This is a genomic window from Streptococcus infantis (genome assembly GCF_047464215.1).
Taxonomy (GTDB): Bacteria; Bacillota; Bacilli; order Lactobacillales; family Streptococcaceae; genus Streptococcus; species Streptococcus infantis_P.
This window is the reverse complement of sequence record NZ_JASHCG010000008.1, coordinates 24,408-43,445: the sequence shown is the minus strand read 5'-3', so window position 1 is coordinate 43,445 and position 19,038 is coordinate 24,408. Positions and strand designations below refer to the sequence as shown.

Annotated in this window: 23 protein-coding genes and 1 pseudogene; 4 read left to right on the top strand and 20 right to left on the bottom strand. The window is 37.8% G+C overall.

The window, feature by feature from the left end; translation table 11 throughout:
- Positions 1-13: 13 nt before the first annotated feature.
- From nusA to QM469_RS05995, 15 genes and pseudogenes are all read right to left on the bottom strand, one after another.
- On the bottom strand, positions 14-1,150 hold the full coding sequence (gene nusA / locus QM469_RS06065) for a transcription termination factor NusA (protein ID WP_414260749.1): 1,137 nt from the start codon (positions 1,148-1,150) through the stop codon (positions 14-16).
- Positions 1,151-1,192: 42 nt separating this feature from the next.
- Positions 1,193-1,672, bottom strand: coding sequence for a ribosome maturation factor RimP (gene rimP, locus QM469_RS06060; protein ID WP_000338687.1), 480 nt, complete (start codon positions 1,670-1,672; stop codon positions 1,193-1,195).
- A gap of 126 nt (positions 1,673-1,798) precedes the next feature.
- On the bottom strand, positions 1,799-2,434 hold the full coding sequence (trmB, locus tag QM469_RS06055) for a tRNA (guanosine(46)-N7)-methyltransferase TrmB (RefSeq protein ID WP_049508543.1): 636 nt from the start codon (positions 2,432-2,434) through the stop codon (positions 1,799-1,801).
- Entirely contained in the window at positions 2,431-3,225 is a 795-nt protein-coding gene (ccrZ, locus tag QM469_RS06050) for a cell cycle regulator CcrZ (RefSeq protein WP_075232002.1), read from the bottom strand. The genes trmB and ccrZ overlap by 4 nt, the downstream gene beginning before the upstream one ends.
- Before the next feature lie 161 nt (positions 3,226-3,386).
- Positions 3,387-3,998, bottom strand: a complete 612-nt coding sequence (locus QM469_RS06045; protein WP_414276273.1) for a lysostaphin resistance A-like protein — start codon at positions 3,996-3,998, stop codon at positions 3,387-3,389.
- Positions 3,999-4,050: 52 nt separating this feature from the next.
- Positions 4,051-5,019, bottom strand: coding sequence for a thioredoxin domain-containing protein (locus QM469_RS06040; RefSeq protein WP_414276272.1), 969 nt, complete (start codon positions 5,017-5,019; stop codon positions 4,051-4,053).
- Positions 5,020-5,178: 159 nt separating this feature from the next.
- Positions 5,179-5,583, bottom strand: a complete 405-nt coding sequence (locus tag QM469_RS06035; protein ID WP_414276270.1) for an immunity protein — start codon at positions 5,581-5,583, stop codon at positions 5,179-5,181.
- A gap of 29 nt (positions 5,584-5,612) precedes the next feature.
- Complete coding sequence (locus tag QM469_RS06030) at positions 5,613-5,933, bottom strand: role in replication (protein ID WP_125840949.1); 321 nt, start codon at positions 5,931-5,933, stop codon at positions 5,613-5,615.
- A gap of 14 nt (positions 5,934-5,947) precedes the next feature.
- Positions 5,948-6,175, bottom strand: a complete 228-nt coding sequence (locus QM469_RS06025; protein ID WP_414276269.1) for a bacteriocin class II family protein — start codon at positions 6,173-6,175, stop codon at positions 5,948-5,950.
- A 187-nt stretch (positions 6,176-6,362) separates the two neighbouring features.
- Positions 6,363-6,767, bottom strand: coding sequence for a hypothetical protein (locus tag QM469_RS06020; RefSeq protein WP_061862671.1), 405 nt, complete (start codon positions 6,765-6,767; stop codon positions 6,363-6,365).
- Positions 6,768-7,228: 461 nt separating this feature from the next.
- Positions 7,229-7,348 (bottom strand): PncF family bacteriocin immunity protein, encoded by a 120-nt coding sequence (locus QM469_RS06015; protein ID WP_061863213.1) that lies wholly within the window; start codon positions 7,346-7,348, stop codon positions 7,229-7,231.
- Positions 7,349-7,350: 2 nt separating this feature from the next.
- Complete coding sequence (locus QM469_RS06010) at positions 7,351-7,581, bottom strand: Blp family class II bacteriocin (protein ID WP_061862670.1); 231 nt, start codon at positions 7,579-7,581, stop codon at positions 7,351-7,353.
- 661 nt (positions 7,582-8,242) lie between these two features.
- Positions 8,243-8,746 (bottom strand): annotated as a pseudogene (gene tnpA, locus QM469_RS06005) (IS200/IS605 family transposase).
- A gap of 307 nt (positions 8,747-9,053) precedes the next feature.
- Positions 9,054-9,248, bottom strand: a complete 195-nt coding sequence (locus tag QM469_RS06000; protein WP_061862669.1) for a hypothetical protein — start codon at positions 9,246-9,248, stop codon at positions 9,054-9,056.
- A gap of 10 nt (positions 9,249-9,258) precedes the next feature.
- On the bottom strand, positions 9,259-9,471 hold the full coding sequence (locus QM469_RS05995) for a hypothetical protein (protein WP_049550811.1): 213 nt from the start codon (positions 9,469-9,471) through the stop codon (positions 9,259-9,261).
- A 525-nt stretch (positions 9,472-9,996) separates the two neighbouring features.
- Between QM469_RS05995 and blpA the strand changes: the two genes are divergently transcribed.
- From blpA to blpC, 3 genes are read left to right on the top strand one after another with little or no spacing between them, the layout of a single operon-like run.
- Positions 9,997-12,150 (top strand): peptide cleavage/export ABC transporter BlpA, encoded by a 2,154-nt coding sequence (gene blpA, locus QM469_RS05990; protein WP_414276268.1) that lies wholly within the window; start codon positions 9,997-9,999, stop codon positions 12,148-12,150.
- Between the two features lie 10 nt (positions 12,151-12,160).
- Positions 12,161-13,522, top strand: coding sequence for a bacteriocin secretion accessory protein (locus QM469_RS05985; protein ID WP_061862667.1), 1,362 nt, complete (start codon positions 12,161-12,163; stop codon positions 13,520-13,522).
- Between the two features lie 56 nt (positions 13,523-13,578).
- The gene (gene blpC / locus QM469_RS05980) at positions 13,579-13,734 is read left to right on the top strand and encodes a quorum-sensing system pheromone BlpC (protein WP_061862666.1); all 156 of its coding nucleotides are present in this window, start codon (positions 13,579-13,581) and stop codon (positions 13,732-13,734) included.
- Between the two features lie 43 nt (positions 13,735-13,777).
- Here blpC and QM469_RS05975 read toward each other — a convergent pair whose 3' ends face one another.
- From QM469_RS05975 to QM469_RS05965, 3 genes are read right to left on the bottom strand one after another with little or no spacing between them, the layout of a single operon-like run.
- Positions 13,778-15,118 carry a sensor histidine kinase gene (locus tag QM469_RS05975; RefSeq protein WP_414276267.1) on the bottom strand — a complete coding sequence of 447 codons (1,341 nt, stop codon included), beginning with the start codon at positions 15,116-15,118 and terminating at the stop codon, positions 13,778-13,780.
- A 13-nt stretch (positions 15,119-15,131) separates the two neighbouring features.
- The gene (locus QM469_RS05970) at positions 15,132-15,869 is read right to left on the bottom strand and encodes a response regulator transcription factor (protein ID WP_061862664.1); all 738 of its coding nucleotides are present in this window, start codon (positions 15,867-15,869) and stop codon (positions 15,132-15,134) included.
- 4 nt (positions 15,870-15,873) lie between these two features.
- On the bottom strand, positions 15,874-16,212 hold the full coding sequence (locus tag QM469_RS05965; protein WP_311522639.1) for a LytTR family DNA-binding domain-containing protein: 339 nt from the start codon (positions 16,210-16,212) through the stop codon (positions 15,874-15,876).
- Between the two features lie 276 nt (positions 16,213-16,488).
- On the opposite strand from QM469_RS05965, the gene QM469_RS05960 reads away from it, so the two are divergent.
- Positions 16,489-16,818, top strand: a complete 330-nt coding sequence (locus QM469_RS05960) for a helicase BlpT (RefSeq protein ID WP_414276266.1) — start codon at positions 16,489-16,491, stop codon at positions 16,816-16,818.
- A 386-nt stretch (positions 16,819-17,204) separates the two neighbouring features.
- Here the strand turns inward: QM469_RS05960 and QM469_RS05955 are convergent, their stop codons facing one another.
- Positions 17,205-18,254: an ABC transporter permease gene (locus QM469_RS05955; RefSeq protein ID WP_075231992.1), complete on the bottom strand. Its 1,050-nt coding sequence runs from the start codon at positions 18,252-18,254 to the stop codon at positions 17,205-17,207.
- On the bottom strand, positions 18,251-18,982 hold the full coding sequence (locus QM469_RS05950) for an ABC transporter ATP-binding protein (RefSeq protein ID WP_075231991.1): 732 nt from the start codon (positions 18,980-18,982) through the stop codon (positions 18,251-18,253). The genes QM469_RS05955 and QM469_RS05950 overlap by 4 nt, the downstream gene beginning before the upstream one ends.
- Between the last annotated feature and the right edge of the window lie 56 nt (positions 18,983-19,038).

The following is a 19,038-nucleotide window of genomic DNA, read 5'->3' as shown; positions in this document are numbered from 1 at the left end:
CTCTGATCAGCTCTTATTCTTCTACCAATTCATCTGCTTCTACCTGGTCAGCTTCTTCTGCTGCTTCCATGGCTTCAAACTCACTGGCAGACTTGATATCGATACGATATCCTGTCAAATGAGCTGCCAAACGAACATTTTGTCCACGGCGACCGATGGCAAGAGAAAGCTTGTTATCTGGCACAACGACCAAGGCACGCTTGCTGTCGTTTTCATCAAAGATAACTTGGTCAACTTCTGCAGGAGCGATAGCGTTGTAGATAAATTCAGCTGGATCGGCTACCCATTCGATAACGTCGATGTTTTCTTCGATTGGAACCATACGATCGCTCTTGGCATCGTAGCGAGCTGGGTGGAATTTGCTAGTAATTTTCTTGATGTTAGCACCACCACGTCCGACGATTGTCCCGATCGCATCCACGTTTGGATTATGGCTACGAACAGCAACCTTGGTACGGTCACCTGCTTCACGAGCAACACTCATGATTTCAACAGTTCCGTCATAGACCTCAGGAATTTCTTGTTCCATCAAGCGTTTGATCATTTCTGGATGGCTACGACTCACAAATACGTTCACACCACGAGGATTGTCTTCAACCTTGTAGACATAAACTTCGATACGATCATGAGAAGCAAAAACTTCTCCAGGAATTTGGTCTTGTTTTGACAATTGAGCTTCGATGCTGCCAAGGTTGACATAGATAAAGCGATTGTCGAAGCGCTCCACTGTACCTGACATAATTTCTTGCTCATGCTCTTTGTAAGTATTGTAGGTAATGGCACGTGTTTGCTTGCGCATTTTTTCCATGATGGTTTGTTTGGCAGATTGAGCTGCTACACGACCAAACTCACCTGGTGCTTCTTCAAATTTAATCTTGTCCCCAAGCTCGTAAGCTGAGTTAATGGCAAGAGCATCTTTTAAGCTGATTTCCAAACGGCTATCAAATACTTCATCAACAACTTCACGGACAGTATAAACTGTAAAGTCACCTGTCTTTTCGTTGAAATCAATGGCTACGCTATCAGACTGCCCATAGCGTCTGCGATAGGCTGAACGAAGCGATTCCACCACTGCATCAATGATGTCTTCTTTTTTGATTCCCTTGTCTTCTTCCAAAATGCGGAAGGCCTCTAGCATTTCTTTACTCATCTTCTATTCACTTTTGAATCTTCAAAAGCTTCCTTTCTTTTACTATAATTTTACTGCTAAACGTGCTTTTGACACCAAACTGTATGGGATTTGGACCGTTTTCTTACGTGTCTTGTCCATATATTCCATAGTCAACTCATCCTCTTCAAAGGCTAGCAAGGTTCCTTCAAAGACCTTTTGCTTATCGATGGCTTGGTAAAGTCCAACATGGATGTATTTCCCAACTGCTCCAGCGACTGCTTCCTTGGTTTTCAAAGGACGTTCCAAGCCTGGGCTGGTGATTTCTAGGAAATATTGTTCTGGGAAGGGATCTGGCTTGATAGTATCTAGGACAGGACTGATAATCTCTGTCAAGTCCGCTGTGTCGTTCAAGGTAATTCCCTCTGGTTTATCTACAAAAATACTAAGAATCATGTCACTGCCAATCTTTCCGTACTCGATATCCACGAGTTCAAAGGGAGCTTCAATGACAGGTTCTACGACTTCTCTGACTAATTCTACGATAGTTGCGATTGCGTCCACCTCCTCATAAGCAAGAGGCGAAGATATTTCCCCGCCTCACTTTCTCATATTCTTACTTATAGTATAGCACTTTTGACTACTTATGTAAAGTATAAGCACTCAGAAGGCTTGATTTTAAGCTTTTTCTTAAAATTCTGCCTCAACTCGATAGATGACCTGACCCTTACTTGAGAATTTTTCTTCATATTCTGTCATGACATTGCCTTCAAAGTCGCTGGCGTGCAAGTCCAACCAAACTCCATTGAGCTTCATGCCATATTGAGAAAAACTCACTAGGCTATATTCAAACAAGCCGCGGTTATCCGTTTTGAAATGAATCTCACCGTGTTCAGGCAAGATACGCTTGAAGGTATCCAAGAAACTCTTATAGGTTAGACGACGCTTTTCATGGCGCTTTTTAGGCCACGGATCTGAAAAGTTTAGGTACAAGCGATCAATCTCACCATCTTCAAAGTAGTCGGTCAAATCAGAACCATCAACCCACAATAATTTAATATTAGGTACAGCGACTTCCAAAACCTTGTCCAAGGCATAACTCAAAACAGACTTTTGAATATCAATCCCGATATAGTTGATATTAGGGTTTTGCTTGGCCATACCTGACACAAAGGCTCCCTTACCACTACCAACCTCAACATGGATAGGATTGTCATTTCCAAAGAGGTCTCGCCATTTTCCTTTGGCTTCTAAAGGATTTAAGACAACATACTGAGGATTAGCCTCTAGTAATTCTGTTGCCCCTTTACGATTTCTAACTCTCATCTCTTCTTTCCATACTTGTCACGGAAGATACGCAAGGCATAAATCTCCCGATTGACATTTTCTAGATCTTCATTTGTATAATATTTGGCAATCTGGCTCAAGAAGGATAACTGAGCATACCAAAATAGTTTGTTGATGACTGTTTGGTTGTATTTGTAACCATAATAAGTCAACCACTCTTTCCACTGATAGTCTGGAATATAGTGACATAGCATATGCGCCACATCAAACATGCGATCCGTTAAGCGAACGGAATCCCAATCCACTAAATAAATAAGACCGCTCTCTGTCTCAATCCAATTACTATGTCGTACATCTCCATGAACGATCGTTGCATAATCTTCCCTAAAGTTTGGCAAACTTCCTCGCAAATCCTCTACTACCATTCTTAGATATTGATTGTTCTTCAAGGATTCTGGAGCATCTTTTAACCAAGCCTGAAGCAAGTCAAAAGGTGTTTCTAAAGAATAGCCCAAACGAGTCAATTGCGTCATCAAAGGACGCGAACGATGCAAGCGGCTCAAAATATTGATAATCTGCTTGCGATTCATATCATAAGGGGTCAAAATTTTACCATTCAACCATTCTTGGGCACACATATCACGCCCATCCGATAAACGGCGAGTCCATAATAATTGAGGAGCGATTTGTTCCTTGGCTAAACCAGGTAGGATTGGAGAGGTGTTCATTTTAATAAAGACGCGCTTCCCATTAGGGTAGCTTCCCATATAAGCTTTCCCACTTTTCCCAGGTATAGGGGTCAGCGTTAGCTCAATATCACCCAAGTCCATTTCTTTCCTCCGTATAAAGTTTCCTTACTATTCTACTAGTTTTTAGCCTATTCGTCAACCAGTCCAGACCCGATTCTCAAAGAAAAGCCTCTGGGGTGGTTTGGGTTATCATTATAGAAAGAAAAAGGTAAGCACAATCTCCTACTTACCTTTCATGATTTTTATAAATAAAATAAGAGTGGCCAACTGTTGTAAAACATATGGACTAAAGTAGAAACCCATAGATTTTGGCTCTTTTTATAAGCAAAGCCTAGCAACAAGCCCCCAAGTAGATAAAAAATAAACGAAGGGACATTGGAAGGTCCATGCAAGAAAGAAAAGAGAGAGGAAGTTAGAACAAGCCCTAACCACGAATTATCAAAAACCGCCCCCTGAATAAGTCCTCTAAAAATGAGTTCCTCCTGGATGGGTCCAAAAACTGAGGTAGCCAAAATCAAAGACAGGGAAATTCCTCTGCTGACTTCCGCCAAGTGTTGAGCTCCTGCGCCAGAAGAAACAGCGAAGAAACGAATATAAACTAGCGTCTCAAGCACACTTAGAAGAAAAGTTCCAATGAAGAGCAAGAGTTGTTTCTTGCTTAAAATCCCAAAAGAAATCATTTCAAACTGTCTAGCATAAGCAACACTCATCGAGGTTACAAGAAGACTTACAATAATCAGTGCAGGTTCATTTTGAAAAAAATCCCCATGGTTAATCGTATAAGGAACTGTAATGACGATTATTAGTACTAAAAATCCAAAACAAAAGGCATGACATTTATTAAAAATGGCCATAAACACAACCTCTCTCCTATTTAGAATCATCAAAATAAGGATGCAAAAATTTTTATTTATGAACTCTTTGTTTCCACTTGATCATACCTGAAGTAATCAAGAGTGCAACAGCTATACGTAATAGATTGTAACTTTCTTCCTCTCCTGTATTAGGTAGTAATTGTTTGCTCAAATGAATGGTTTGGGAGGCAGAATCATTCCCCTTAACTTCGGATAAAGAAGTTTGTAACTTATCAGTATTTTCAGAGATTGTCTTAGATGTATCTCCTCGCTTCTTCTTATCTGTCATTACCAAATCTTCAGGCTGAACAGTTATAGTGTTAGAAGGAGGAATATTATTCTTCAATTGTTCTCTACTATCACTATTATTAGTTAAATTTTCCTTTGAATTCTCCACCTCTCCTGTTTTATCATCACGGACACTTTCTGTTACTGTATCCTCAGAAGATGCTACTGTTTCCGTTTGCTTAGGTGAGTTTCTCGAGTACATATAATCATAAACCTGTTGTGCAGTTGCTCCGCCACCAACCCATCCAGATATCGGACGTCCATTTCTTAAATACAAAATTGTTGGTGTTCCTGGAATACCGACTTTTTTAAATAGAAACTCTCTCGCTTCCCCGTCAAAATCTTTACCATCCAAATCATAATATTCTAACTTCTTTTCAATTAAGTTATTAAATTCTTTCAATTCAGGAGAAAATTGACGACAATGAGAACAAGTTTTTCTACCAAAATATATAGTATGTTCCAATTGATCCTCTGTAAAAGATTGACGAACGGCTTCAATATCTATCTTTTTAAATTCCGCAACATTCTGCTCATACTCTTCGGGAGTTACAACGGAAGGTTTATGCTCAACATTTTCCGTACCCGATTGCAGATCTGATGCCACAACAGAACTATCATTAGCCCGGATAGAGGAAGAAGTAGTTTGTTCTTCTGCATATGCAACACCTGTAGTAATAGATGCAAATACAAGTGGTACAAGTAATAGTGATTTTATCTTTTGTTTCTTCATAAGAATACTCCTTTACATTTGATATATTTATCTTACCTTATTTAAGATTACAAATTCATCTAAATCTTAAATGGTCATCAAAACATCTTGAATTGCAAAAACTTCATTAAAAAAGGTAAGCATTTCGAAAACACTTACCCTTTTATACTTCATTAACCTCTACTTTTTATAATACTTCAAGCCCCAAACGAGCAGAAGCATGATAATAAAGCATAGAATAGCTCCAATATAGGCGATTAGTTGTTGATAGGATTCTACTGCTGTGATACCTCTATACAAACAGATAATAGTCATAAAACATGTCAATCCTACGAACATTAATTGATTGGCTCTAGGACTTACCAAATCATCATCTTCAAATTTTTTCACTCTCATTTTCCTAGTGAGATAAACAACAGCCAAAATAGAAGTCAAGTTGATAACCACTAAAATCAATTGGCAAATTAAGGAAAAATTTAAAAATTGACGAGAGAGAAATAGATAAGTAGAGATTAGCAAAGGCAACTGACCTAGAAACAATCTCATTAGAAATACGTTGCGTTTTTTAGCAAATATTTTTTCCATACCTAAACTCCATTACAATTAAATGATATCTAATCATTTTCTAAAATTTGATAACTTTTGTGAAATGTTTTAGCAGAAACAACTCTATGATTGGTGATATCTAGATAATCACCTGGGTAACCAAGAACATACATTCCATAACCAGCGAATCCTCCTCCAACTGTTCCAACTAGACCAAACTTGATATTCGTTGCGAGAGAAGTGTTGAGACCTGCCATTAGAATGCGCACATGATTATCCAACCAAACCATATAATTTTTTTGAAAAGCTTCCTCTACCCAACTTGGTTTAGGAGTTGCTTGACCAATTTCCCAAACATCAACAATTTGATTCCCATATTTTGCCTTCATAGCTTCAATCCTTTTTAAATACCATTACATGAGTTTGGAGTTCCCCCTATACCATAAGGACCACATGGTTTTGAAAAATGTATAATAGGCCACTTACCATTTAATTGATCCAAAGTTGGAGAAGGTGCTAGCCCACCCAATAAACCAGAAAGCATATCTCCCCAACCTCCGAAACCTCCTTCAACTTTCGCAAGCATCTCAGTATCCATAATCTCAAATTGTGACATCATTTTTGTATTCATGATGAATACCTCCATTTTTATTTTAATTTTTGTCCTGTTGCAACCTTGACAATTTCAGTATAGCACTATTTGTTAAAGTTTTTTCATCCGAATCTTGAATTGTCATCGAAACATCTTGAATTGCAAAAACTTCATTAAAAAAGGTAAGCATTTCGAAAACACTTACACTTTTATACTTCATTAACCTCTACTTTTTATAATACTTCAACCCCAAAACGAGCAGAAGTGTGATAATAAAGCATAGAATAGCTCCAATATAGGCGATTAGTTGTTGATAGGATTCTACTGCTGTGATACCTCTATACAAACAGATGATAGTCATGAAACATGTCAATCCTACGAACATTAGTTGATTGGCTCTAGGACTTACCAAATCATCATCTTCAAATTTTTTCACTCTCATTTCCCTAGTGAGATAAACAACAGCCAAAATAGAAGCCAAGTTAATAACCACTAAAAGAAATTGGAAAACCAAGGAAAAATTTAAAAACTGACGAGATAGAAATAGATAAGTGGAGACAAGTAAGGGCAACTGACCTAGGAACAATCTTGCAAGAAAGATGTTCCGTTTTTTAGCAAGAAAAGTTTTCATTTCTTTGCTCCTTTCTTTTTCATTAAAGCAAAATAGATCATAACCGCAATCACATAGGCTATGGTATAAAATAGCTGATACCAAGTACTCTCCCTAAGCGGATAAAGAAAGATGGACATGATTAGATACAATATGAAAATGACAAGTATTTTTTTCTTCATAAGATCCCCTTCTTAATATGTGATATGTGCTTTATCTTAGTTAAGCTTTAACCTTTACTCTCTTAGTTTAGCACTCCTTTTGATCTTTGATTACTCAAATCATGAATGGTCATCTAAACCTCCTAAATTGTTAATAAAAAAGCAAGCACGAAAAACATGCTGGCCTCTTTACACTGTAATGATATCAACTTGTTTGTAGACTTTTCATCCTGCTATCACATATCATTTTGACAGCCGAAACAATATTAAAGAAACTCCCCTGTAGATTATGCTAGCAAATACAGGGGAGGGATTTATTTTTCAGGGGGTACTATCTGTATTCTTTTTGGGAGATTTTGAAAATATTTTTTTAATTAAATCATCCATATAAGGACTAAATACACCAACTACTAAACCAATAATAAAACTCTTAAAATCCATAATTACCACCAACATATTGCTACATAGGCTACACCTCCAAGTATAGCTCCTCCTGCATCACCAGTTGCAACGCCTTGCCATGTTCCTGTTTTAATTCCTAATTGAAGACCTCTTGCTACTCCTCCTCCAACACCTGCTTTAGCAAAATCTCCCCAATTGCAACCGTCACCTTCAACGCAAGCAAGCATCTCAGTAGCCATAACAGAAAATTGTTCCATCATTTTTGTATCCATGATGAATACCTCCATTTTATTTTTAATTTTTGTCCTGTTGCAACTTTGACAAGTATAGTATAGCATTGTCAAAGTTGCAACAGGACAAAAATCTATGTTCAGAGTTGAGTGTCATTAAGAATAAGATTTATTATGTATCTATTTTTTATGGTGTATTACTATTTTCTATTGGATTAACATCAAAAGTATTTGTCTTTACCAGCTTAACTTCAATAACTATGATAACTCTATCCATAATAGGACTTTTTAAAATTAAACGCAAGGACAAGGAGTAAATATGTTAGAATTAAATTTCAATAAATTAGAGGAAATGTATCCGACTGCATGCTATCAGCGAGTGGTGCGCTAGGTACGATAGCTAGCGTAGGAGCAATAACAGGTCCCGTTGGCTGGGGTGTCGCACTAGTTTCTGCAGCAGGCTTTGGCTTCCTAACGGGATATAATTGCGCTGCTTTATATTTAAAAGGAGATTAAAGATACATATGATTTAGAAAGTTATAAAAGAAATATCTTATACAAATCATAACTACCTGTCAAACGGGTGGTTTGTACCAGGGCTATAAGTCCAAATTACTAGCCAGCGCCTAAAGACGCTGGATTTCACGTTGTTCAAGCCTCATTGCTCTTGACTCGTCACTTGCCTCTTAAAGAGGCTTTAGTATTACTTACCACTATCCCTAAAGGGATCCTCATATTCTTTTACACTCAATTTATCTAGTGCTATATCATGCTTTACTCGTTCTCAAATTTTTAGACTCGTGAAGAAATCATCCACTGGATAATTTCTTTAATCTTGAATATATTTCTTAATTGTGGCTTCATTGAGCCCTACTGTACTCACATAATAACCTTCTGCCCAGAAATAACTTGTACTTAAGATTGGCGTGTTTGTCAAACATCATGAGTGCACTTTTACCCTTTAAATAACCCATGAAACTTGAAACACTTATCCTTGGTGGAATACTTACTAACATATGTACACGATCTGGCATCAAGTGTCCTTCGATAATTTCAACTCCTTTATAACTACACAAACGATGAAATATTTCGCCTAAACTACTCCGATATTGATTATAAATGACTTTTCGTCTATACTTAGGGGTGAACACAATGTGATAGAACACATCCACTTTGTGTGTGATAAACTATGAGACTTTTGGACCATGGTTTTCTCCTTTCGCTTTACAATTGGCTTGAACACCTTTATTGTATCGCGTTTGGAGTTTTTGGGGTATAACCTTCGACGCGCACCCGCATAGCGGGTGGTTTATTTGGCTCGCACCTCACGGAGCGAGACGGACTAATAGTCACATAACAAGGCAAAAAGCAACGGTTTTAAAGCCGTTGCTTTTTGCATGAGTCAGAGAGAGTGTTATCTCAGGCTCTATTAAAACTGTATCAAAACCACAAGTTGAGTCACAATATTGTATATTTAAAATGTTTAAGAGTAATTAAACAATGAAAATAATAAATTAATCCCCGTGAAGATATAAACTAGTACATGCATAGCCTAATCTAAAACCAGCTGCACCTGCCACAAGCAAACCTGCCAAACCAGCAGGTCCTGCCGCAATTGCTAACGCACTGGCACCAATACCATACGCACAATCAGCAATGTTCCCACCTCCAGAAATTTCTTCTAGAGTAGTTTGATCAATATTTTTCATAATTATCTCCTTAATCACCAGTGTGATACCATGCACCACAAGAATATCCTGTGCCAAATCCAGTAGCCGCTGCTCCAACCGCCAGCAGTGCAAAAGTTCCCCAGCCAATCGGACCTGAAGCGGCTGCTAAAATGGCACCACTCATGCCAATTCCGGTCGCACAAGACAACGCATTTCCTCCGCCAACAACATTTTCTAAGTCATTAATAGCTAAATCAATCATTTTTTCTCCTTTTGTATTTCTTATAATTAACATGACACGATATAATGGAAGTAATAATTAACACACCTCCAATAATAAAGTTTAATAAATCCTGATGTTCTACAACTACGTACAGACCAAATAAACATAGGCCAAATTGCGAACTACAGTTTTGAAATTTCATCAAGCCCCCCATTTTACAAAATTGATATACACTCTAATCTGGTTCATACAATATACTTTATAAGTATTTACTATGAGTAAAACCTGTAAGATTGATACATTTCTTTTTTGTCTTGTTGCAACTTTGACAAGTATAGTATATCGCTGTTTATTAAATTTTTTCATCCAAATCTTGAATTGTCATCGAAACATCTTGAATTAGCTTTTTTATTTCAAAGCATATTCTATAACTTTTTAAAGAAAGATAGCTTCTAATTACTTTTTTACCATTCAGGAAGTTTCAATGACTATTCAAGATTTTATAAGATATGAACTTATTATTATGGCATAATAAACTCATCTATTATATGAAAGGATTTGCCAATGACTTCTTATAAACGTACATTTGTTCCACAAATAGATGCTAGAGACTGTGGTGTTGCTGCCTTAGCCTCGATTGCTAAATTCTATGGTTCAGATTTTTCTCTAGCTCACCTAAGAGAACTTGCAAAGACCAATAAAGAAGGAACGACTGCTCTTGGCATTGTAAAAGCCGCTGATGAAATGGGCTTTGAAACAAGACCAGTTCAAGCAGATAAAACTCTCTTTGACATGAGTGATGTCCCCTATCCATTTATCGTTCACGTTAACAAAGAAGGAAAACTCCAACATTACTATGTTGTCTATCAAACAAAGAAAGACCATCTGATTATTGGTGATCCTGACCCTTCTGTAAAAATCACCAAAATGTCAAAAGAACGCTTTTTTTCTGAATGGACTGGAGTAGCTATTTTTCTAGCTCCCAAACCCAGCTATCAACCCCATAAAGATAAAAAGAATGGTCTACTGAGTTTCCTTCCTCTGATTTTCAAACAAAGATCTCTCATTGCTTACATTGTTCTCTCAAGCTTATTGGTCACGATTATCAATATCGGTGGTTCTTATTATCTCCAAGGAATCTTAGATGAATATATCCCAAATCAGATGAAATCAACTTTAGGAATCATCTCAGTTGGTCTGGTTATAACCTATATCCTCCAACAAGTCATGAGCTTCTCCCGTGATTATCTCCTAACTGTTCTGAGTCAAAGATTAAGTATTGATGTGATTTTATCTTATATCCGCCATATTTTTGAACTTCCTATGTCTTTCTTTGCGACACGTCGTACAGGAGAAATCATTTCACGGTTCACAGATGCTAACTCTATTATAGATGCCTTGGCTTCTACCATTCTTTCTCTTTTTCTGGATGTTTCTATTCTGATTCTTGTAGGGGGTGTCTTACTGGCACAAAACCCTAATCTCTTCCTTCTTTCTCTTATTTCCATTCCTATATACATGTTCATCATCTTTTCTTTTATGAAGCCTTTTGAAAAAATGAACCATGATGTCATGCAAAGTAATTCTATGGTTAGTTCTGCCATCATTGAAGATATCAACGGGATTGAAACTATCAAATCGCTCACTAGTGAAGAAAACCGATACCAAAATATAGACAGTGAATTTGTAGATTATTTGGAAAAATCCTTTAAGCTCAGCAAATATTCTATTTTGCAAACGAGTTTAAAGCAGGGAACAAAATTAGTTCTGAATATCCTTATCCTATGGTTTGGCGCTCAATTAGTCATGTCGAGTAAAATTTCTATCGGTCAGCTGATTACTTTTAACACACTTCTTTCTTACTTTACAACTCCTATGGAAAATATTATCAACCTCCAAACCAAACTCCAATCTGCGAAGGTCGCTAATAACCGTTTGAACGAAGTCTATCTAGTCGAATCTGAATTTCAAGTTCAAGAAAACCCTGTTCATTCACATTTTTTGATGGGCGATATTGAATTTGATGACCTTTCTTATAAGTATGGTTTTGGACGAGATACCTTAACAGATATTAATCTCACGATTAAACAAGGAGATAAGGTTAGCCTAGTTGGAGTTAGTGGTTCTGGTAAAACAACTTTAGCCAAAATGATTGTTAATTTCTTTGACCCTTACAAAGGACATATTTCCATCAATCATCAGGATATTAAAAACATTGATAAAAAAGTCTTACGACGTCATATTAATTACCTGCCTCAACAAGCCTATATCTTTAATGGCTCTATATTAGAAAACTTAACCTTGGGTGGTAATAATATGATTAGCCAAGAAGATATTCTAAGAGCTTGTGAATTAGCTGAAATCCGTCAAGACATTGAAAGAATGCCTATGGGCTATCAAACTCAGCTCTCTGATGGATCTGGCTTATCTGGAGGACAGAAGCAGCGAATTGCTCTCGCTCGCGCTCTTTTAACTAAAGCTCCTGTTTTAATACTGGATGAAGCTACTAGCGGTCTTGATGTCTTGACTGAGAAAAAGGTTATAGATAATCTTATGTCCCTAACTGATAAAACCATTCTCTTTGTAGCCCATCGTCTCAGTATAGCCGAACGAACTAATAGTGTCATTGTTCTTGACCAGGGTAAAATCATTGAAGTTGGTAGTCATCAAGAGTTAATGAAGGCGCAAGGCTTCTACCATCATCTATTCAACAAATAAGGAGAATGTTATGAATCCTAATCTTTTTAGAAGCGTCGAGTTTTATCAGAGACGTTACCATAACTATGCGACAGTATTAATCATACCACTTTCATTACTGTTTACTTTCATCGTGATTTTCTCCCTCGTTGCCACAAAAGAAATTACTGTTACATCGCAAGGAGAAGTCACTCCTACAAGTGTCATTGCATCCATTCAGTCAACCAGCGATAATACTATCTTAGCTAATCATTTAGTGGCAAATCAAGTAGTTGAGAAAGGTGATTTACTCATCAAATACTCTGAAACAATGGAAGAGAGCCAGAAAACTGCCTTAGAAACTCAATTACAAAGACTTGAGAAGCAAAAAGAAGGACTTGGAATTTTGAAACAAAGCTTAGAAAAAAATACCGATCTTTTTTCTGGTGAGGATGAGTTTGGCTACCATAATACCTTTATGAATTTTACCAAACAAGCTCGTGATATTGAACTGGGTATATCAAAGACTAACACTGAGGTTTCAAATCAAGCCAACCTTGCCAATAGCAGTTCATCAGCTATCGAACAAGAAATCATAAAAATCCAACAACGAATTGGAGAATATGAAGAACTGAGAGATGCTATCATAAATAAAAAATCTCGATTACCAACTGGTAATCCACACCAGTCAACCTTGAATAGTTATCTTGTAGCATCACAAGGACAGACACAAGGAGCTATAGATGAGCAATTTTTCTCTCAAATTAATCAAAGTGTTACAGGTCTCGAATCATCTATCGCCAATCTTAAAATTCAACAAGCTGGTATTGGAAGTGTAGCAACTTATGACAATAGTTTAGAAACCAAAATTGATGTACTTCGCACTCAGTTTTTACAGACAGCTTCTCAGCAACAACTAACCGTGGAGAATCAATTAACAGAATTAAAAGTACAACTAGATCAAGCGACACAGCGCTTAGAAAACAATACCTTAACCGCTCCAAGTAAAGGTATCGTTCATCTGAACAGTGAATTTGAAGGTAAAAATAGAATTCCAACTGGTACAGAAATTGCTCAAATATTCCCTATTATAACAGATACAAGAGAAGTACTAATCACTTACTACGTATCATCTGACTATCTCCCCTTACTAGATAAAGGACAAACTGTAAGATTAAAGCTTGAGAAGATTGGAAATCATGGCATTACCATCATCGGCCAACTTCAGACAATTGATCAAACTCCTACCAGAACAGAGCAAGGAAATCTCTTTAAATTAACCGCTCTTGCAAAACTATCTAATGAGGATAGTAAACTCATCCAATATGGCTTACAAGGTCGCGTCACTAGTGTAACTGCAAAGAAAACATATTTTGATTATTTCAAAGATAAAATTTTAACACATTCTGATTAATTTTCAGATAACACTCTATAACTATTTATTATCTTATAAAACAGGAGAATTGTAACATGGATAAGAATCAAAATCTAACCTCATTTCAAGAACTAACAACTACCGAACTCAACCAAATTACAGGTGGAGGATGGTGGGAAGATATCTTATACAGCCTTAATATAATTAAGCATAACAATACGAAAGGACTTCATCATCCAATACAACTATAAAAAATAAGACCGAGAAACAAGCACTCTCGGTCTTATTTTTTCATCATTCTATAGGTATCATAGTAAGCACCTGACGAAAGACTTGATCTTGACAGGTGGTATTGAGACTAGCATTGGGATAACTTTCCACAATCTTCATGACAGTATAAAGACCAACACCTCTGTCCTCCCCTTTAGAACTAACTCCAAAAGAGAAGATTTCAGAAATATTTATGCCCTCTTCTTTGATGGAATTTTCGATGATGAAGGTCTCCTGTGCTCCACTTTTTAAAAAGGCGATTGAAACATGAGGTTGACTGGCCTCTACACTGGCTTCAATGGCATTGTCACAAAGGATAGATACGATGGTCAAAAAATCAAGCAGGTTCATACTCTCGACTTGAATCTCCTCAGGAACTTCGACATTAAAGACAATGTCCTTTTCTCTAGCTTTTATAAATTTTCCAGCTAGAAGACTTTTGAGGGCACGATCCCGAACATTCACCAATCTGCCAAGGTCATATTTATTGTCCTGCAATTTTTGGCTGGAGTCCTTCAAGACGGAGTCGTAGACCTCTTTTATCTGCTCTATATCCTCCTCTTCAATGCCTAGTCGTAAGCTGGTCAAGAGGTTGGTGTAGTCATGGCGAAAACTCCGTACTTCCTTGTAAAGCTCCTCTATATGCAGACTATACCGCTCCATATCTTTGTAGCGCAAGTCCTGCTCTTGGTCCAGTCTCTCATGGAGTTTGTCCTTCAAATAGGTATCCAATTTCTTGATAACCCCCATAAAAAAGAGTAGGTAAAACACTAGGATGAGATGGCGAACAGTCGTTGATTGAATACCTTGCTCATATTCAAAGTAAGACAGACTTTGTATCACCAAATAGTAAGCCCCCATTATCCAGTTAATCTGAGTCAGGGACTTTTGAAAGGCTTTATCTAGAATCTCCCTTCTCAAACTAGTAAAATCATAGTCCAACCATTTCAAAAAGGCTAGAGAAATGAAGAAATTGAAAATTATTATACATAACCCAGTAAATGAGTAGTCATCATATACTTGCCCTTGTCCCAAAAATGGAAGCACAAAATAGGAGACCCCTCTATAAAAGAGATTCACCAATATCATTGGAAAGAGACCATAAAAGAAGAGAAGTTTTTTAGGAAGCCCTCTTAACAGTAAGAAAGACAAGCCGATGCCATACAAGGGTTCCATAAAATAAGATAGGTAAATATTTCCTACTATATAGCCAATCATTACAAAAACAAAGGCCAACAGTATCTTAAAAAGAAAGGCCTTAAAAATCCTCTCGAAAGTGAGACCAATTCCATCCACCTTAAAGAAAATGACAATTTCTAGCCCATTAGTAATAAGTGTATGCAATAATATCCAAGCAATATTCATAAACTCTCCTAGCTCAATGTAAGTTATTGATAGCCTCAGACACTTCCCTGACCTTATAACGCGCGATCAGACAGCTTCCGCTATTAGGAAAGAAAAGGAGTTTTTCTTTCTTATCCAAACGAACTACATTGGTTGGATTGATGAGGAAGGAGCGATGGCACTGCAAGAGACGTGGCTCCTGCTTGAGAACCTCCTCTAAACTCGCCGTAAATTCCAACCTGTCTGTCTTGGTATAGAGGATAACACGATGGGGTCTTGGGGATGTTTCGAGATAGTAAACCTCTTTAAAAGGATACTGGAATTGAGCAAATTTTGATTTAAAGTAAAAGCAATCGTCCGCCAGACTTTTACTATCTTGACTATTGGCATAGAGGAGGGCTGTCTCGATACGAGATTCAAACTCCTCTGCCGACAAGGCCTTATCAATGTAGTCCAAAGCTGAAACTTGGTAGCGAAAAGACAGGGGCATAAACTCTGAGTGAGTCGTCACAAAGACAATCAGGGCATAAGGATCCCGATCCCGAATCTTTCTAGCCACTTCCAGACCCTTCATCTCTTCGTTTCGAATCTCAATGTCCAAAAAGAAAAGCTGATGCGCCCCCTTCTCATGCACCTCTGCCAGCAGTTGGTTTGGCTTGCCAAAAACTTCAAAAGAACTGGGAATGATACTCTGTTTTTTCAAAAGTTTTTCAATCGTCGTTTCAATTCTTGCTTGTTGGGAAAAATCATCTTCTAAAACAAAAATTCTCATCTTCTTACTCTCCTTCTTTCAACCATTTTTGGCGAATTTCTCTATAACGACGTCTGGAATACTGAACAGCATATCGACCTTCTTCTCCAAGAAAAAGAGTCTTTGATTGGAGTTCCATGGATTTTACTCGTTCAAGGTTGACCAGACAATTTCGATGACATCTCGTTAAGGTATCCCCATATTGTTTCTCAAGCTTGCTTAAATTTTGAAACAGATCAAAGCTAGCTTCTTTAGTAAAAATCTGCACGGTATGGGCTTTACTTGGATGCGTTTGGATGTAGTAGATATCCTTTATGTTTAATTTGAAAATTTCTTTCTCTTTTTGAATGATGATATAGTTCATGGCTAAAACCTCCTGTAGAGAGGATACCATAAGTCTAGCAACTAATTTTCACCAAATCCTAAACGGTCCTCAAAAATTCCTAAAGTGTTGAAGTTTTTACTAAATAACCACGATAACCTTACAACTATTTTATCATAAAATTCCGCTATTACCATTCAGGAAATTTCAATGACAATTAAAGATTTGTAGATAAAAAAAGAGTAAAAAGTGATAGGCTATGATTAGAAAGACAAAGGCTTCAAACAACTCTAAAACCATCACAAAGGAGGAATTCTCATGACGGATACAGACCCCATCAAAACCGCTCAGGCACTGATAACTGAGTTAAACAAAGCTTACCAAGTCTGCAAACAGGCAACAGCTGACGATGTCCGTTTCCAGGAGCAACTGGACAATATCCTCTGCTTTCTCTCTAAAACTGAGACAGTGGATAATCGATTCTTGATTGAGCTGGAAAAATTTTACCAAACTTCCAGTCTTCTCATGGGCCTCAGTGCTCTCAATCCAGACGGCCCTACCCGTGCCGCTTGGAGAGCCTATGACCGCTTCCACTTTGACCAAGTCAAAACCAAGCTGAGTCTCTACGGGCCAACCCTTATCTTGTAGTAACTAAAAAGAAGCTGAGACAGATTGAACTCAACTTCTTTTTTAGTATCATATAAGCAATGTTATACTCAATGAAAATCAAAGAGCAAAATAGGAAGCTAGCCGCAGGTTGCTCAAAGTACCGCTTTGAGGTTGCAGATGGATGCTGACCTAGTTTGAAGAGATTTTCGAAGAGTATTAGTCTCTACGGACCAACCATTATCCTGTAGTAACTAAAAAGAAGCTGAGACAGATTGAACTCAACTTCTTTTTTAGTATCATATAAGCAATGTAATACTCAGTGAAAATCAAAGAGCAAACTAGGAAGCTAGCCGCAGGTTGCTCAAAGCATCGCTTTGAGGTTGCAGATGGATGCTGACCTAGTTTGAAGAGATTTTCGAAGAGTATTAGTCCTGCATCTGGCGTTTCACCTGATAAGGGAGATACAAAATCTGTAAGACCAAGCCAGCTCCAAAGAGGGCTAGAAGGGCTAGTTTTTCTTGGAGGGCAATCAACCCAACTACCAGTTGAACCAATAAAACAAAACTAGTCAATCCTCGGACAACTGCCTGTAACCCTTTTTCCTTTTGTCCCTTTTCTAGCGGGAAAAGTTGGGTCAAATATTGGTAATCAAAGGCATGATAGAGAGCCAATAACTGAAAGAGTAAGAGGTAGTTAAATAAAACCACTACTGCTGTTGCAATCCAAGCTTGCTCGATAAAGATCAACGCCAGCAAAGATAGGAAGAGGAGGCGAAGACTGAGGGCAAAGAGATCTCCATTTCGCAGATAAGAACGAAGATAGAGGTTCTGCCAAATCTTGCTCGGCACCTTCTGAACTGCTTTTAGGATAAAATCTAGATAAGCTCGTCGCTTGACGCTGTTTGAAATTCCCTTGACTTGGGTAAAGAGGGCAAAGAAGCGAAGCAAGAACTGCTTGCGTTTACTTTCTTGGGCAATCACATAGTCCCAGTCCAGATGATTTGCACTAAAAAACTTGCCAGTCTTTTTCTGAAAAAGGAAATATTTCACGACTCCCAAAAGAAGAACATAAACACCAAAAACTCCTAAGCCTAAGCCCATGACTAAAAATAGAGGGGCAAAAAGAAGCAAAAAGAGAGTCTGTACACTAACCCAAAAGATGAAGGAAACTAGGCTTTGCTTTTGGATATGTTCTCTCACTTCTTCTTCAGCTACTAAGAGAAAGAGCTTATCAGGAGCTTCCACATAGGTCGCGATTCCACCCCAAAGCATGAGTAAAATAGAGACAATCCCCACAAACAAAAGGATAGGCCAATGATTTTCAGGAAAATGCTGGAGCAGTTGACTATACTGATAGGCTAGAAACCCTACTAAAACCAGTAAAAACAAGACAAAGTGGTCATTGAGTACATAGCGCAGATAACCGACACACTCTTTACGAAAATCCTGCTTTCGCTTTAGAAACAAGTCTTTCATCTGTCCTCCTCTTTGGTCAAAGCCAAATAGATATCATTGAGACTTGCTTGAGACATGGCAAAAGCTTGTCTCAGTTCTTCAAGATCCCCTTTAGCCCTCACTTGTCCTTTGTGAAGAATGACAAAAGAGTCACACATTTTTTCAGCAGAGTCAAGAACGTGGGTACTCATGAGGATAGACTTGCCTTTTTTCTTTTCAAGGTCCAAAAGCTGAATCAAGTCCGAAATCGCCAGGGGATCAAGACCAAGGAAAGGTTCATCGACGATAAAGAGACTCGGATCCACAACAAAGGCACAGATAATCATGACCTTCTGCTTCATCCCTTTCGAAAAATGAACAGGGAACCAATCCAACTTCTGATCCAAACGGAACATTTTTAAAAGAGGTTCTACACGTTCAAAAGCTAGGTTTTGCTCAATACCATAGGCCATGGCAACCGTCTCGATATGTTCTCTGAGAGTTAATTCTTCGTACAAACTAGGAGTTTCAGGAATGTAACCAATCTGCTGACGATATTCTCGAGGATTGGCACCTAAAGTTAGTCCGTCGATGTTTATTTCTCCACTATAAGGTGTCAAAAGTCCAATAATTTCATTGATGGTCGTCGATTTCCCAGCACCATTTAGACCGATCAAACCGACCAACTGCCCACTTTCAACTGTAAAGGACACATCTTTCAAGACAGGAACATGAACATAGCCCCCAGTCAGGTTTTTAATTTCTAACATATTTTCTCCAAATCTGGTATAATGTAGCTATATTATATCAAAATTCAATACAGTAG

Bases quoted from the DNA above. Each gene is read 5' to 3' on its own strand.
- QM469_RS05960 (WP_414276266.1), top strand. From the start codon at position 16,489: ATGACGGATACAGACCCCATCAAAACCGCTCAGGCACTGATAACTGAG.
- blpC (WP_061862666.1), top strand. From the start codon at position 13,579: ATGGATAAGAATCAAAATCTAACCTCATTTCAAGAACTAACAACTACC.
- QM469_RS06010 (WP_061862670.1), bottom strand. From the start codon at position 7,581: ATGGATACAAAAATGATGGAACAATTTTCTGTTATGGCTACTGAGATG.
- QM469_RS06025 (WP_414276269.1), bottom strand. From the start codon at position 6,175: ATGAATACAAAAATGATGTCACAATTTGAGATTATGGATACTGAGATG.
- QM469_RS06000 (WP_061862669.1), bottom strand. From the start codon at position 9,248: ATGAAAAATATTGATCAAACTACTCTAGAAGAAATTTCTGGAGGTGGG.
- trmB (WP_049508543.1), bottom strand. From the start codon at position 2,434: ATGAGAGTTAGAAATCGTAAAGGGGCAACAGAATTACTAGAGGCTAAT.
- QM469_RS06040 (WP_414276272.1), bottom strand. From the start codon at position 5,019: ATGAAGAAACAAAAGATAAAATCACTATTACTTGTACCACTTGTATTT.
- QM469_RS05970 (WP_061862664.1), bottom strand. From the start codon at position 15,869: ATGAGAATTTTTGTTTTAGAAGATGATTTTTCCCAACAAGCAAGAATT.
- QM469_RS05975 (WP_414276267.1), bottom strand. From the start codon at position 15,118: ATGAATATTGCTTGGATATTATTGCATACACTTATTACTAATGGGCTA.
- QM469_RS06015 (WP_061863213.1), bottom strand. From the start codon at position 7,348: ATGGATTTTAAGAGTTTTATTATTGGTTTAGTAGTTGGTGTATTTAGT.
- QM469_RS06045 (WP_414276273.1), bottom strand. From the start codon at position 3,998: ATGGCCATTTTTAATAAATGTCATGCCTTTTGTTTTGGATTTTTAGTA.
- QM469_RS06035 (WP_414276270.1), bottom strand. From the start codon at position 5,583: ATGGAAAAAATATTTGCTAAAAAACGCAACGTATTTCTAATGAGATTG.
- QM469_RS05965 (WP_311522639.1), bottom strand. From the start codon at position 16,212: ATGAACTATATCATCATTCAAAAAGAGAAAGAAATTTTCAAATTAAAC.
- QM469_RS05995 (WP_049550811.1), bottom strand. From the start codon at position 9,471: ATGATTGATTTAGCTATTAATGACTTAGAAAATGTTGTTGGCGGAGGA.
- blpA (WP_414276268.1), top strand. From the start codon at position 9,997: ATGACTTCTTATAAACGTACATTTGTTCCACAAATAGATGCTAGAGAC.
- ccrZ (WP_075232002.1), bottom strand. From the start codon at position 3,225: ATGGACTTGGGTGATATTGAGCTAACGCTGACCCCTATACCTGGGAAA.
- nusA (WP_414260749.1), bottom strand. From the start codon at position 1,150: ATGAGTAAAGAAATGCTAGAGGCCTTCCGCATTTTGGAAGAAGACAAG.
- QM469_RS05955 (WP_075231992.1), bottom strand. From the start codon at position 18,254: ATGAAAGACTTGTTTCTAAAGCGAAAGCAGGATTTTCGTAAAGAGTGT.
- QM469_RS05950 (WP_075231991.1), bottom strand. From the start codon at position 18,982: ATGTTAGAAATTAAAAACCTGACTGGGGGCTATGTTCATGTTCCTGTC.
- QM469_RS06030 (WP_125840949.1), bottom strand. From the start codon at position 5,933: ATGAAGGCAAAATATGGGAATCAAATTGTTGATGTTTGGGAAATTGGT.
- QM469_RS06020 (WP_061862671.1), bottom strand. From the start codon at position 6,767: ATGAAAACTTTTCTTGCTAAAAAACGGAACATCTTTCTTGCAAGATTG.
- QM469_RS05985 (WP_061862667.1), top strand. From the start codon at position 12,161: ATGAATCCTAATCTTTTTAGAAGCGTCGAGTTTTATCAGAGACGTTAC.